This window comes from Streptococcus parasanguinis, from assembly GCF_016648855.1.
GTDB lineage: Bacteria > Bacillota > Bacilli > Lactobacillales > Streptococcaceae > Streptococcus > Streptococcus parasanguinis_L.
Genome location: NZ_JACLQU010000005.1, coordinates 1 through 14,387 on the forward strand (window position 1 = coordinate 1; position 14,387 = coordinate 14,387).

Sequence of the window (14,387 nt, forward strand, 5' to 3'; positions counted from 1 at the left end):
ACCTCTTCTAAAATAGGATATATTTTACAATCGTTAAAGGATTTCAAAATGAAACAGATTGATTTATTTTGCTTTTTATAGGTTTTAAATTCACAATAGGTGCTAGTACTATTTATCATACCACTTGACACCGCTTTCAAACGGGAGTACAATAATATTGAGGAAAAGATGGCTTATCTCTTTTATTTAGGAGGTGGCAGATATGCAAATCTATTTTATTTATTCTATTTTCTTTCTATTATCACTTGTAGTTCTAGCTTATCTTATTAAGTTACTCATTGCTCATTTAAAAAGAAACTAAGTAACATTTTGCCCAAATAGTAGTTATTTGGGCTTTTTACTATACTTTAGCCTAGTGGATTAAATCTATAAAAGTAGTGTTTAGCATCTTCTTTGAGAGTGATTTTATTTAATGAAGGTTGTTTATAGTTGAAGGGGGAAATAGATGGTCTCTGAAATTGATACAGCTTGGAACTTTTTTCTGGAAGGAAAAATATCAGAAGCAAAAAAATTGGTTGAACAAGATTTTTCTATTGATGCCTGTACAGATTTTAGCCTTTTAAATCTGATGGGGTATTTATTATTGGCAGAAAAAGACTATGCCTCGTGTACCCGTATCTTTGAGAAATACATTTTATTAGCTCAACAAAATGAAGACAAAGAACATGAACACATTGGATTACATCAATTAGCTATGATCTACAGAGATCAGGGTGATTTTCATAAGGCTTTAAAGCTCATTGAAGATGAAGAGAAGATAATTGAAGAGCATTTTCCCAATGATAATCTAAAGAAAGCTGTGAATAACTACGAACAAGGCTATTTGAGATTGAAATTAAACAATCTTGATGAAGCTCTTACATTCATGAATCTGTCACTGGAACAATCTTTAGAGACTGATGATGTGATTTCTCAGGCTTGTAGCTATAGAGGGTTAGGGGAAATTTATTTAGCCTTGGAAGATAAAGGATTAGCCAACACACATTTCAAACGAGCTATAGAACTTTTCGAAAGTGTTGGAGAGTTTGAAGGGGTAAAGGAAATTGAGGAATTGATTAATCGATGATTTTGTCATTAGTTTGCTTAAATAAAGTACATAATTGACAATGATTAGCTCAAAAAATTTTTTTGTTACTAAAGTAATCGCTTCACTTATCTTAAAATAGTTTTTCTCCATTCAAACTAATGCAAAATAATATTCGTTTTTCAATTTCTCTAAGTGTAATCGCTTGCATTTTTACTTAAAAGGACTACAATTAAAGTGAAAAAACAAATCCTTTAAAGTATGCGAGGTGCTGTATGATGATAAGCAAGTATATCAAGTATCTTCCTTGGATGATCCTAGGAACCCTCTCCTCCTATCTATTAGCAACTAACTATGCACGCAATTCATTTGACTTGTTCTTTCTGACCTTGAACTTTCTGATTGTGTACATCGCTATACTCGTCTTCTACGAAAAAGTTCTAAGAGATAAATGCAAAGAACTCTTCATACGAATCATGAGCAACCCTAAGAAGGATAAGCAAGCATAAGAGTTGAAAAGTCATCTGAGGATGGCTTTTTCTGATAGATTCTTTATTTTTTCTTTGAAACATTGCAAAATCGGTCCCGAGAATGATTTCCTTGCTGATCTAGTTTTTTCAAGGGAGTTTTACCCTTAAATATGGTAAAATAGTAACGAAATATACTAGTAGATATCAAATAAAAAAGAGGTTAAGAATGACAATTGGGATTGATAAGATTGGTTTTGCGACGAGCCCTTATGTCTTGCGTTTAGAAGATTTGGCTGCTGCTCGTGATACTGATCCCGAAAAACTGAGCAAGGGTCTTCTCTTAAAAGAACAAAGTGTTGCACCGATCACAGAAGACATCGTCACACTGGCTGCAACTGCGGCAAACGATATTTTAACAGATGAAGACAAACAAGCGATCGATATGGTGATTCTTGCGACGGAATCTGGGATTGACCAAAGTAAGGCCGCTGCTGTTTTTGTCCATGGTTTACTAGATATCCAGCCTTTTGCCCGCTCTTTTGAGATGAAAGAAGCTTGCTATGCTGCAACTGCTGCTTTGGATTATGCTAAACTCCATGTTGAAAAATTCCCGCAGAGTAAGGTCTTGGTCATTGCCAGTGACATTGCTAAATATGGAATCGGAACTCCTGGTGAACCGACACAAGGGGCTGGAGCGGTTGCCATGCTAGTCAGCCAAAATCCCCGTGTTCTATCTTTTAACGATGATAACGTCGCCCAAACACGTGATGTGATGGATTTTTGGCGTCCTAATTATGCGACAACTCCCTTCGTGAATGGGATTTATTCAACGCAGCAATATCTAGATTCTCTTAAAACAACTTGGGCGGAATACCAGAAACGGACTGGCCTTGCCTTGACAGACTTTGCAGCCGTCTGCTTCCACTTGCCTTATCCAAAATTAGCTCTCAAGGGCTTGAAAAAAATCTTGGATAAGTCATTAGCAGAAGAGAAAAAAGATCAATTACAATACAACTTTGATCAATCAATTCTATACAGCCAACGAGTGGGAAATATCTACACTGGATCTCTTTTCCTAGGCTTGCTGTCACTACTGGAAAATGACCCCCAACTCAAAACTGGGGACCGAATCGCCCTCTTTAGCTATGGAAGTGGAGCGGTTTCTGAGATCTTTAGTGCTAACCTTGTTCCTGGTTTTGAGCAACTCTTAGATCACAAACGCATGGAAAAACTGGACCAACGTACGGTTCTTAGTGTTTCTGACTACGAACGACTCTTTTATGAGGAAGTAGATCAAGATCCTAGTGGCAATCAAGTGTTTGAGCCTGCTACGCATCAAACTTTTGCGTTGACAGAGATCAAGGAACACCAACGCACTTACCAGAAAGTAGAAAAATAATGGCACGATTACCAGGTTTTGCAAAACTTTCTCCCACAGAACGCATAGAGGCCTTACTGAAGGAAGGCCTCTTAACTTGGGATGAAGCACAGATCTTAAAAGAACAAAAGGGACTTCCCCTTTCTATTGCAGATCAATTGACGGAAAATGTCTTGTCGACTTTTGACTTGCCTTTTAGTCTCGCTCCTTATTTTCTGATCAATGGTCGTGACTATGTCCTTCCTATGGTCACAGAAGAGCCTTCCGTGGTTGCAGCTGCCAGCTTTGCGGCCAAGCTCATCCAACGTTCGGGCGGTTTCACCACCCAAGTGCACCAACGCCAAATGATCGGTGAGATTGCTCTGACAGATGTTAAGGATGTGGAAATGGCTAGCAAGCGCATCCTAGAAGACAAGGAAACTCTTCTTCAGCTGGCTAATGAAGCCTATCCTTCTATCGTCAAGCGTGGAGGCGGAGCGAGGGATCTTTGGGTCGAAAACAAGGGGAACTTTCTCATTGTCTACTTGGCTGTCGATCCTAAAGAAGCCATGGGAGCCAATATGCTCAACACGATGCTGGAAGCTCTGACTGATCGTATCCAGGAACTCTCTGGTGGTCAGGCCTTGATGGCAATTTTATCCAACTTGGCCACTCGCTCTTTGGTGAGTGCACGGTGTGCCATCGATTTTAAAGCACTGAGTCGAAATCCTGAGGAAGCCATTGAGATTGCCCACCGGATGGAGCTAGCTAGCCAACTGGCTCAAGTGGATCCTTACCGTGCAGCCACTCATAACAAGGGGATTTTTAACGGGATTGATGCCCTGGTCCTTGCGACAGGTAATGACTGGCGGGCCATCGAAGCAGGAGCCCATGCCTATGCCGCACAAAGTGGCCCATACAAAGGCTTGAGTAGCTGGACAAGTCAGCCAGAAGAGAAAAAACTCTATGGAGAGATCACCCTACCAATGCCAGTTGCAACAAAAGGAGGCTCCATTGGCCTCAACCCTACAGTTCAAGTCAGCCACCGTTTACTAGGAGAACCTTCTGCTATCGAATTAGCAGGTGTCATCGCGTCGCTCGGTTTAGCGCAGAATTTCGCGGCCCTCAAAGCCCTTGTCACCACAGGAATTCAAGCAGGACATATGAAACTCCAAGCACGCTCCCTAGCCCTTCTAGCAGGAGCTAAAGAAGAGGAAGTTCCCCGATTGGTCAGCCAACTCCTTGAAAACAAACCCTTTAATTTAGAAAAGGCACAAACACTCTTACAAGAATTGAGAAAATAAAAGAACTAAGACAAACTAATTCTTTAGTAAATTAAGTCAAGTGATCCTACAAAGAAATAAAAATGAGTTCTAATTTTTTAAATGAATCGAGAATATAATGAAACTTTCCGCCGTGAAAAAAGTGCTAGAAACACTTTTGTTTCTAGCACTCGGAATTATTGAGACCTTAGGCTCAATAATTAGTCATGGAACTTCTTCGAAGTTCGCTGACGTCCGTCTTCACCTAAGGAAAGTTTCTAAGATGATTTTATCTTCACTTTGAGAACTAAGACCCACGTCTTAGTTCTTTTGTGTTTGAAAAATTTTTCTTATTGTTTTAAAAATGGCAGATCGGGCTTTTTCTTGGTATAGAGCACCACTTCGATAAAGGTCCCTACTTGGACGGCAAAGAGCAGTCCGACGAGAAGATTGATCCGATGGTCTGTTTCATAAAACGGAGAATTCCATAAAAAGTGATTGGCTACTGTCGAGACAACACACCAGAGTCCAAAGAGTTTTTCCTTTTTCTTGGTCACTTGAGACAACAAGAGGAAGACACCAACGGATACAACTGCTGTATAGAGAGCGTGTGAAGCTAACCCACCAGAAATACGATTAATGGCCTCAGTAACGGCGGCTAATTGGCTAGTTTTTGTTTGGCGGGCAACGTACCCTAAATCCTCAATGATTTGAAAACCAAAGCCAGAGCCCAAGCCGGCAATTAGAATCGCTTTTAGATCTTTCTTGCCAACCATTAAGACAACCCAAAAGGCAACTAGAGCCTTAAAGAATTCCTCTGAGAATGGGGCTGTCAAGGCATCGGTCCACTTGTTAAAGACAGTGGCATCCTTGATCACATGGCTATTCATAATATCAATCAAGCTATTACCTGAAAAACTCAACCAGCCTGCTACGAAGGCACCCCCAAACATAGCAATCCATAGGAGATAGGTTGGGACAGACAACTGCTTGGCCAATCGTTTTGAAAAGAGACAGAGTGGGATAATAATAGCAGCTAAAACAGACAAGTTCAAGACCAAGTCTCTGCCTGCAGACTGGCTAAATTCTTCTTGAGAAAGATGACCGAGTTCAAACTCCAAGCCAATTCCTGCAAATAGTAGAAAGAGATAGATAGAGGCTCTTTGAATTTTAGTCATCTTGTTTTCCTCCTTTTTGTTTCTTTGAGCGAATTAGGTAGATCATAATCGCTAGAAGGGTTGCTCCGAACAAGCCTGCTGCTAAAATGTAATCATAGTCAAAATCAACGAGATCAATTTTCTCTTCATAAGCAGCATCTTCTTCGTCATTTAGATCTTGCAGGGCACTTTTTCCGTGTTCATCTGCTACCTTTTGTTCTGCTTCTTTTCTAATTTCTTGCAAGCGTTCAAAGGTTTTCTCAGCTCTCGCTATTCCTTCCTCTGTTGCCTTCTTACTCGCTTCTTCAGGCTGAGAAGCAAGGGCAATTTGTTCCTGATCACTCAGATCTTGTTCAACCATCCACTGAGATTCCAATCGTTCCATTTCAGTACGAATCGCCCCATCTTCGAATAAATCAGGATACTTGGCTACAAGGTCATTGATTCTTGAAATGGTCCAATACCAGGAGCGGTCATTGTAATGATCGCCTAATTCTTGGTAGGCTTGATAGGTGTTGAGAATATTGCCATAATACGGTAGGTATGGAGCATTTCGTGGACTACCCATCGACAGCCACATGGTGCCTCCACCTGCACTCGCTGGGACCTCGTCTTTCAGTTGGAAAATATGGGCCTCCATGACATTTGGATTGGAAATGGGGTATTTATAAACCGCATCAAACTCTCCTTTTTTCGGGATGCCTTTTCCATCCAGCTCCATTTGATCCTGTGGTTTGTATTTGGTTCCTTCCAAACGATTGCGTTGGAGATTCATGGCATCGCGGAGGGTTAATTTTCGATCGGTTGTATGAAGCAGGTCAAAGGACGCATCGTCATATTTAACAGGAGAGCTTGGGTCTAGCGATTTGATTCCCGACCAAACCCGAGAGCGATCTGCTTCTTGCAAAGGCGGATTATAGGATTGAGAAACGTGGAATTTTCCGTCCACTTCCTTATAGCTATTGGCTTCTTTGGCTACTTTTTCAAGATCTTTTGAGGCGATCGTGCGTTCGGTATCCGATAGATCGACATGCCCTAAGAAGAAGGTATTTGGAAAGACCGCAAACCGATCCTCTGGGAAGAGAATCGCCGCATATTGATGGCCAGATAGGATTTCCATATACCAGACGCCTTCTTTATCGGCAATGGTCACGATATTTCCTTCTGCAGCGCCTTTTTCTTCGACGATTTTAGCAATGAGTTCAACCCCTTCTCTTGCGGTTTTCACACTAGGGAGAACAATACTGGTCAAGCCCGATTCTGCGAGGCCATCCTTGACATAGGGATCCACTTTTTGGATCTTGTCATTTGCTGAAGCAGATACAGTGGCAGAAATGGAAACCCCATATTCGTTGAATCCTGCTTCGTCAAAAATTCCCTGATCAGGGGTGACATCTGGAACCGCTGTATACTTATAGCTAATCTCTGGCAAGGGATATTGAAAACCATTGGCAGCATCCTCAAAGATGGCTCCTTTTTTATTGTAGACACGCTCTCTGACCACAAAATTTTTATTATGGTTGGGCTCTAAATCTTCTGTACGCCCTACCAAGGTCGAGCCGTCGGCCGTCAGTTTCTTCCCGATGATGAACCCTGTACAAGCCTCAACAGGTTGAGCAATTAACAAAAGCGGAAGCAAGGCTGCTACAGCTGATCGAAAATAGTGCTTCTTCATCCTAAACTCCTTTTTAAAAATGTTTTTCCTTATTTAGTATACTCTTTTACAAGCCTATATTGCAAGCGATTCCAGCAACCGTAAACGATTCGTAAACTATCAGAATTTTTGAGGGAAATACTTTTTCAAAAAAAGAAGAGGCTGGGACAAAAGTCCTAGCCTCTCAATTATTTTTGGATTGTCGAGTAAGACGCAGTGGTTGAGTGGGCTCTACTACGCTGATTTCATCAGCTTTTACAGCCCTACTCAACTGTGCGGAGGTGGGACGACGAAATCGAATTCTAACGAATGACCGATTTCTGTCCCACTCTCTTTCATTTTCTCTGTTGCTGAGCTTGCCACAATTTTCCATAGAGGAAATAGTCGACTTCACGGAGCTCTTTCAGGTTCTGACAACCGAGCGCACAAAGGAGTAATTTAAGATCTTCTTTCCATCCTTGGACAATAGCAATCACTTCTTCGATGCTCTTGCTCTCTACCATCTCAAGAAAAACGCGGGAAAGTCCTACGCCACGCGCTCCAAGGACCAAGGCCTTGACCATATCAAGAGGATGACGAATACCCCCACTTGCGAGGATCTCAACCTGATCTATCTGATCTTGTAACTGTAAGAGACACTGCGCAGTTGATTGTCCCCAATCATCCAGATAAGCGCGATTGCCACCACGACGATTCTCAATATAGGCAAAACTAGTACCACCACGACCAGAAATATCGACGGTTTTGATCCCAGCATCTAGCGCTGCCTGAACTGTTTTGGGATCCATACCAAAGCCAACTTCCTTCAGGACTACCGGCACAGGAAAGCCCTGCCCATAACTCTTGAGATGGTCTTTCCAAGTGTGGAAAATCCGCTCCCCTTCAGGCATGAGCAACTCTTGCATCAGATTCACATGGACTTGAAGAAAGAGGGGTTGTAGCTCTTCCACTGTTCGCAAGCCCAAATCTGGCTCTTTATCGATGCCAATGTTGGTCGCTAAAAGAAGATGAGGATGGTCTTTTTTGACCGCATACGATTGATCGTTCGGATCCTTCAGTGCTGCACTGTAAGAACCAGTCACAAAGAGAATTCCACAGGCTTCGGCTACTGCTGCCAACTTTTGATTGATCTCTTTGGCCCGTTTACTCCCACCTGTCATGGCATTGATATAAAAAGGGACCTCCCAATCACGCCCTGCGAAATGGGTTGTTAGATCAATCTCCGCTAGATCCACAAGTGGGAGGGATCGGTGAATCAGCTCTATCTCATCAAAGCTATTATAGGAGGAGCTTTGCTCCAAGGCATAGCGAATATGCTGGTCTTTTCGATTTTCGCTCACGAATCTCCCATCCTTTCTTGGTAAATGACCTCAATATCCTTTTCCTTCCAGCGATCTATCAAGGTCTGAGTCTCAACTGGGTCAAAACTAAGGGCAATCCCACAGTCGCCTCCTCCAGCACCACTGGATTTGGCACAGGCAAAAAGGCCCTCTGTCGATTCTTGTAGCTCTTTTAGAGCTGGGGTATAGATCAAAGGGTTCAAAGACTTTAGGTTCTTATCGGCTCGTTTGATACTGGTCTCAATGTCCTTTTGGTTCCCTTCACGGAGGCCTTTTTCAAGATTCTTCACTGCGCTCTGGCTTTCCTTGCGAAAGTCTTCCTTGATCGCTCCCTTGACCTGACGGATCAAATCACTTGAAATCGCTGGTTCCTTGGTCCAACCAACCAGAAAATCATAAGAGATGGCTGGCTGGATCGAGCAGATCTGGTAGTCCCAATCCAGGTCTAAAACTTGTGAAAGAGGCTGAGAAGTTAAGACTTCATGCAACCAAGTCCGATCAAAGGATTGGTAATAAATCAAGTCCTCGTAGGCAATACAAGCCAAATCGCCCATGGAACCATTGTCCCCTCTTTGCACTAAGACCACTGCTGCTAGTCGAAAGAGCAGGTCCGGATTTAGATCTAGTTCATACAGAGCAGCCATGGCCTTGATCACGAGCAAGACCACACTTCCGCTGGAACCAATCCCATACTTTTTCCCCTCTTCGCCCAATGTTCCCCTAAGGTGAAGATCAAAAGGTTTAGGGGCTATTCCCTGATCTTTCAGCCACTCTTCCATGAGCTGAATGGTCTCTTGAATCAAGGCGTAGTCCTTATTTGGGGTCAAATCCACCTGGTAACCAAAGAGATCTGAGGCTAGCTGATAGCTTCTAGATTCTTGGATGGTAGCTGACAGATAAATAGGGATAAACTGAATCACAGCTCCATAACCAGGCGTTAGCACCGCGTATTCTCCAGCTAAATAGAGCTTGCCTCCAGTCTGTACCTGATACTTAGTCTTCATCTTGAGGGTCCTTTGTCTTAGATACGATGGTCCGATAGCGGGCGTCAAATAAAGGCACCAGCTGATCCAAGTCTTCTTCTAAACAGAGAACCTTAACGTTTGGCCCTGCATCCATGGTGAAGTAACAGGCATGGCCTGCTGCGCGAAGCTCACGGACAAAGTCCATAGCTTTGTGGCTTTCTTCTGTCAAGTAGCTAAAGGCTGGAGTGGCTGTTCTGGTCGTCGCATGCATAGCAAGGGCATTGCGCTCTGTTAACTGACCAACCTGTTCAAAATCATTGCCAGCTAGATAGCCCAGCATGTCCTTGTAATCTTGTCGAGACTCTTCGATCCATTCTTTGAAATTAGTCGAAGTCTCCATGCAGCGTTTCATCCCTTCGCGGCTGGAAACGGGCTTTTGCTTGTCATTGAGGACCAGCATGATCATGGCTAATTTCAGGTCTGTTTTAACCTTGTATATATCGCCACTTTCTTTGTCCCAGGCTGCTAAGGGACCAAAGAAAGACCGCGAAGAAGAGCCCGAAGCAAACTTGGCTTTTTGAGCTAATTCCTCCTGACTCAAGCCCAAATCATAATACTGATTGCAAGCCTTGACGAGAGCAGAGAGGCCGCTCGAGCTAGAGGACAAGCCTGCTGCGGTTGGCATGTTGTTGCTGGTATCCACCCGAACAAATCCTGCTTCATCTGCTGGCTTCAAGCCATCAATCACAGCTCCAATTTTAGCTTGCTCAGCTGGATTTTGGAATTCCCCATCGATGTAAAACTCATGCGCAGTCGCATCTGCTGGCAAGGGTGATAGCCTTGTCTCTGTATACATATTCTCTAAGGTTAACGAAATCGAACTGGTCGAAGGGACCATCTGTTTGGCATCTTCTTTTCCCCAGTATTTGATAATCGCGATATTGGCATAGGACTTAGCCTTTACAGGTTTTCGATCCATGTATGGTGCGCTCCTTCTTTTTCTAATGCATGGGCAATGGTTGCTGCCTCACGAGAATCCTTGACGAGGGCAATCACACAGCCACCAAGACCGCCTCCGCTCATTTTAGCGCCTAAGGCCCCATTCTCAAGGGCAACGGCAACCAGGTGGTCTGCTTCAACACAGCTGACACCGACGGCTCTCAAGTGCTCATGGCAAGTAGTCAGAGCCTGTCCTAGGTTCGTTAGATCATTCATTTTCAGAGCCTCTTCCACCTGCTGGGTCAACTGACCAATCTCATGGAAATGGGACAAAACTTCCTGCCCTTTGGCTTCAACCTTTTGGATCGCCTCACGGGTATTGCCGTGAATCCCCGTATCCGCAATCACCAAGCTCGCTTTTATACCCAGCTCTAGCGGGTAAAAGCCGACATTCCGGATGAATTTAATGGCTTGATCGCTCAAACAAGTCTTGGCATCGAGCCCACTTGGATTCATATGGGCAATGGTTTCTGCTCGATTGACCAGGATTTCTAAGGTCTCATCATCCAGCTCTTTCTGATAATAGTCAAAAACGGCACGAATAGCTGCGATACTCACCGCCGCAGATGATCCCATCCCCCGTTTTTCCGGCACCATGGACTGAATGCGACAGCGAATCCGGGCCTCTTTAATCCCGAGGTGCTCAAGAGACGCAAAAACTGCCATGGACAAAGTGTCATCTTCAAACAAAATCCATGGACCATCTGACGGAATGATCTGGCAGGTCACTTCGATATGATGGAGAGGCAAAGCAATAGCCGGATAACCATAAACTACCGCATGCTCTCCAATTAAGATAATTTTACTATGCGCCCTTCCGACGCCTATCTCTTTGTTCATATTCATCTCGCTCTATTAAGGTCATTACTATTTTAATATAAATCAGCCAAAAAAGCGATGCTTTTGAAGGAAATCCAACCTAAGACGGAGTTGAGTTCTATCTGACAGATAGCAAAAGGCCAGGATCCATCATCCTAGCCTTCCATTTCTATTTTTCAAATTCTTGTTTGATTAGGTCCATCAAAGAGTTGCGGTCCAGGATCCATTGGGCCCGTTCGTCCTTCTCATAGGTCCGATTGGACAAAAAGATCACAGCCTCCTGGCTCTTGCGATTGTACATGATGAAGGTTCCAGTATAGCCCGTATGATCCAACCAGTCCCCCTCTAGATTCCATCCGAGAGCGCGGGTCTTGCCCTCTTCACGCGCAAAATTCTGAGACAAATCACGCGCAAAATCCTCCTTCAGATAATGCTCTAAGAAGCGCTCTAGATCAGCAACAGTTGAAAAAAGTCCAGCACTTCCCGCATGACAGCCCAATACTCTCGCTTTGGGATCATGAACACTTCCAGAAGCAACCCCACGGACCGTTGGTACCGCCTTTTTGACCGGTCCGAACCGCGTCTCCGTCATCTTCCAGGGTGCAAAAATCAACTCGTCAAATAAACGATCCAAGGGCTGGTGAAACCTGTCTTCTAACCAAAAGCCCAGCAAAAGAAAATTGACGTCGGTGTAATGAAAACTCTTGTCTTCTTTTAACTGCAAATTTTCAAGGGCTGTTTTCAACTGTCTCGCATCCAATTGATCCCGGTTGGGGATAAAAGGATCAAGTCCTGACGTATGGGTCAAGAGTTCCCGGATGGTTGTCTTCTCATGAGCAAAACGCGGGTAAAGCTCTTTAAAGGGGCGATCAAGCTCAAGCTCCCCTTTCGCATACAGAAAGGCACAGATGGTAGCGACTCCGACGACCTTACTGACACTGGCCAAATCATAGACCAGGTCAGCCACTACTGGCTCTTCTTTTTCAGGATCCGCAAGTCCCAAATAGTGCTCACTCCACTGACCATTGCGGTAAAGCGCAAGAGAGGCACCTGGATAGATGCCTTCTTGGATTTGTTCGGTAATTTTTTCGATGATTGCGTTCACGCTCATCACTCCATTCTTATTCTTCATAAGAAATATGGACCTGATCTTGATTGGCTTCAAACCAGAGTTCGATCTGGCTTGGATCCTTGGCAATCAAGAAAGTTCCCTTACGGTGCACAAAATCGACAGCTTCTCCCAAGCGTTCTTTCAAGTCTTCCACATCAAAAGGTGCCAATTCGACCTTGATCATGCTCAAATCCCAGGTCACCTTGTTCTCCACTTGGAGATCTTCTCCTTGGGCTTCCTGCAAATGGATAAAGCGGGCAAGATCTGGTAAGCTGCTATAGAACTTCTCAGCCTCAGCAAAATCGGCCACATTAACCTCAAGAAAGTCCACATCAAAGCTCGTCAAACCTTTGAAATCTTCTGGCACGTCAACAAGAGGCGCTTTCTCCAACGGTTCTAGGCTTTCAAGATTTTCTTCAGCATGCACGAAAATGGTATCTCCTTGAGGAGACACAACTTCAAAGGCGCGACCATTAGCTCCTTGGTAAAGGGCGCTTGTTTCTGGCTGGCGGGCCAACAAATAATCAATTTCTTGAGCTTGTGCCACTTTCACCACGATGCGACCCAATTTCTTTGGACCTTCGACCTTACGCGAACGCATACTCGGTGACTCTTCTAAGACAATTTTCTCTACTTTTGAGGCATCTCCTAAAGATAGGAGAGCTCCTTCTTCCACTAATACTTTCATTCCCAATGTCTCTTCATAAAAGCGTTGATTGACATTTCGGTTATTCACTTTCAAGACTGGGATCACTCTTACGATCTGATTTGCTGTCATACTTTCCTCCAAGCACTTTTTATTGTAAAAGATTTTCTGGCTTTTTACAAGAAATCTTGTGCAAAAAAGACAGATTTTTCAAAAATAAAAATCTGTCTTTCTTTTTTTAGTATACTGTTCGTGTATGGACCCGCCCGTTTGGAGCTTCAAATTCGTATTCTAAGTAATCCTGATAGGTCCCTGGTGCAATCACTCCACGCACATCTAATACAGCCGTTCCTGCCTGTCCCACAATGGAATCTGCTAACAGGCAGCAATTAGTAGACAGAACAAAGTAAGATTTAAAACGCGAAGAAGTAAATTTATATAGCTCAGCCCCTAAATCATATTTCAATTTGTAAGCGTAGGTCGGCTGACCGTCTTCCAGTAACCTCCTAGGTGGATCCCAAGGTTCTAACAACTGATCAATTTCAGCTAGACGCTTCTCTACTGCCTGATTCTCTTCTTCGGTAAGGGATAGGCTGTAGCCAAACAGCGTCTTTTGACTCTCTTTTTTACATAGTTCGATGTATGGTTCCTTATCCACTTTAAACAGTACGCCATCCCCAATCGTCCCAAATAGACGCTCTGAAAAGGGATCGTAACTTCCGTAAGAAATGACCTTCCCCTGATAACAAATATCTACATGCCCAATCGCTCCAAATAAGTTGCTGTCAGAAGTATGAACCAAAATTTCTAATTCCCTTGCCTCTTCTTCTTTTTTCACCAATCGATAAGGGCCTGTGTGTCCCGCCGAGCTCCCTTTTTGAAGAAACTGGTTAAACCGTTTTAACTCCTTAGCAGGGATAAAGGCTGCAAAGATAACCGGTAGGCTAATACGAAAGCGACGTTTTAACTCTTGGCCTTGTTGGTCTTTGTCAAATAAAATACCATCTCGAATATTAGAAATCCCCAACAAGACCAGATAAGCCCCCAAGAGGATAAATTGGAAGTGCCCATCTGAACCAGGTTCCAAGACAGTTGCTAGACCAAGCCCACCGTTTAAAAGCGCATCCCATAAATAGAGCCAGCCTCCTTTTACCCGATTGGCCTTATAAAGCCAAAATGTGATCCCATAGACAATGGCACTCCCCAACTGATATGCCCCTAAACAAATCACAACTAAGTTTACGGGCAGACTACTCAGTCGATTCAACCAGATCAACGCAAGTGAAAGAAAAATAAACCAAATAGAGTGGCTATAGGAAATAGACTTGCTACGTAACAAAAAGCGAAGAAGAAAGCTTCCTAGTCCATCAACTAAAAAGTAAATGGCTAATAGATCCAAGGAAAATTTGGTGAAACCAACGCCGTTTCGAAAAATGAGAATCCCAAAAATGACGGCAAGAACCCCAAACAATAAGGTCCGTCTTCTTGCAACTTGTTCAAAAGATATTTTTTTCAATATTCCTTCTCCTTATAGACGAAAGGTCTTTAGACAAATACTATTTTATCAAGTATAATATAAGAAG

13 protein-coding genes are annotated in these 14,387 nt (G+C 43.5%); 4 read left to right on the forward strand and 9 right to left on the reverse strand.

The genetic code is table 11. The features are described from left to right. The first annotated feature begins 445 nt into the window (after positions 1-445). From H7T92_RS04325 to H7T92_RS04340, 4 genes are all read left to right on the forward strand, one after another. Positions 446-1,066: a tetratricopeptide repeat protein gene (locus H7T92_RS04325; RefSeq protein ID WP_201037181.1), complete on the forward strand. Its 621-nt coding sequence runs from the start codon at positions 446-448 to the stop codon at positions 1,064-1,066. A gap of 236 nt (positions 1,067-1,302) precedes the next feature. Then, complete coding sequence (locus H7T92_RS04330) at positions 1,303-1,533, forward strand: hypothetical protein (protein ID WP_201037237.1); 231 nt, start codon at positions 1,303-1,305, stop codon at positions 1,531-1,533. 187 nt (positions 1,534-1,720) lie between these two features. Then, positions 1,721-2,893, forward strand: coding sequence for a hydroxymethylglutaryl-CoA synthase (locus H7T92_RS04335; protein WP_201037182.1), 1,173 nt, complete (start codon positions 1,721-1,723; stop codon positions 2,891-2,893). Beyond that, entirely contained in the window at positions 2,893-4,155 is a 1,263-nt protein-coding gene (locus H7T92_RS04340) for a hydroxymethylglutaryl-CoA reductase, degradative (protein WP_024055313.1), read from the forward strand. The genes H7T92_RS04335 and H7T92_RS04340 overlap by 1 nt, the downstream gene beginning before the upstream one ends. Positions 4,156-4,463: 308 nt before the next feature. On the opposite strand, the gene H7T92_RS04345 is transcribed toward H7T92_RS04340, so the two are convergent. From H7T92_RS04345 to H7T92_RS04385, 9 genes are all read right to left on the reverse strand, one after another. Beyond that, positions 4,464-5,291, reverse strand: coding sequence for a PrsW family glutamic-type intramembrane protease (locus H7T92_RS04345; RefSeq protein ID WP_201037183.1), 828 nt, complete (start codon positions 5,289-5,291; stop codon positions 4,464-4,466). Continuing rightward, on the reverse strand, positions 5,284-6,945 hold the full coding sequence (locus H7T92_RS04350; protein ID WP_201037184.1) for a C69 family dipeptidase: 1,662 nt from the start codon (positions 6,943-6,945) through the stop codon (positions 5,284-5,286). The genes H7T92_RS04345 and H7T92_RS04350 overlap by 8 nt, the downstream gene beginning before the upstream one ends. 314 nt (positions 6,946-7,259) lie before the next feature. Beyond that, the gene (gene fni / locus H7T92_RS04355) at positions 7,260-8,264 is read right to left on the reverse strand and encodes a type 2 isopentenyl-diphosphate Delta-isomerase (protein WP_201037185.1); all 1,005 of its coding nucleotides are present in this window, start codon (positions 8,262-8,264) and stop codon (positions 7,260-7,262) included. Further along, positions 8,261-9,268 carry a phosphomevalonate kinase gene (locus tag H7T92_RS04360; RefSeq protein ID WP_201037186.1) on the reverse strand — a complete coding sequence of 336 codons (1,008 nt, stop codon included), beginning with the start codon at positions 9,266-9,268 and terminating at the stop codon, positions 8,261-8,263. Before H7T92_RS04360 ends, fni begins: the two co-directional genes overlap by 4 nt. Next, the gene (mvaD, locus tag H7T92_RS04365) at positions 9,258-10,208 is read right to left on the reverse strand and encodes a diphosphomevalonate decarboxylase (protein ID WP_201037187.1); all 951 of its coding nucleotides are present in this window, start codon (positions 10,206-10,208) and stop codon (positions 9,258-9,260) included. Before mvaD ends, H7T92_RS04360 begins: the two co-directional genes overlap by 11 nt. Next, positions 10,190-11,068 (reverse strand): mevalonate kinase, encoded by an 879-nt coding sequence (gene mvk, locus H7T92_RS04370; protein WP_201037188.1) that lies wholly within the window; start codon positions 11,066-11,068, stop codon positions 10,190-10,192. Before mvk ends, mvaD begins: the two co-directional genes overlap by 19 nt. A gap of 148 nt (positions 11,069-11,216) precedes the next feature. Continuing rightward, positions 11,217-12,158: a serine hydrolase domain-containing protein gene (locus H7T92_RS04375; protein WP_201037189.1), complete on the reverse strand. Its 942-nt coding sequence runs from the start codon at positions 12,156-12,158 to the stop codon at positions 11,217-11,219. A gap of 10 nt (positions 12,159-12,168) precedes the next feature. Then, positions 12,169-12,936 carry a CppA N-terminal domain-containing protein gene (locus H7T92_RS04380; RefSeq protein WP_201037190.1) on the reverse strand — a complete coding sequence of 256 codons (768 nt, stop codon included), beginning with the start codon at positions 12,934-12,936 and terminating at the stop codon, positions 12,169-12,171. A 106-nt stretch (positions 12,937-13,042) separates the two neighbouring features. Continuing rightward, the gene (locus H7T92_RS04385; RefSeq protein WP_023919173.1) at positions 13,043-14,320 is read right to left on the reverse strand and encodes an HdeD family acid-resistance protein; all 1,278 of its coding nucleotides are present in this window, start codon (positions 14,318-14,320) and stop codon (positions 13,043-13,045) included. Positions 14,321-14,387: the final 67 nt, after the last annotated feature.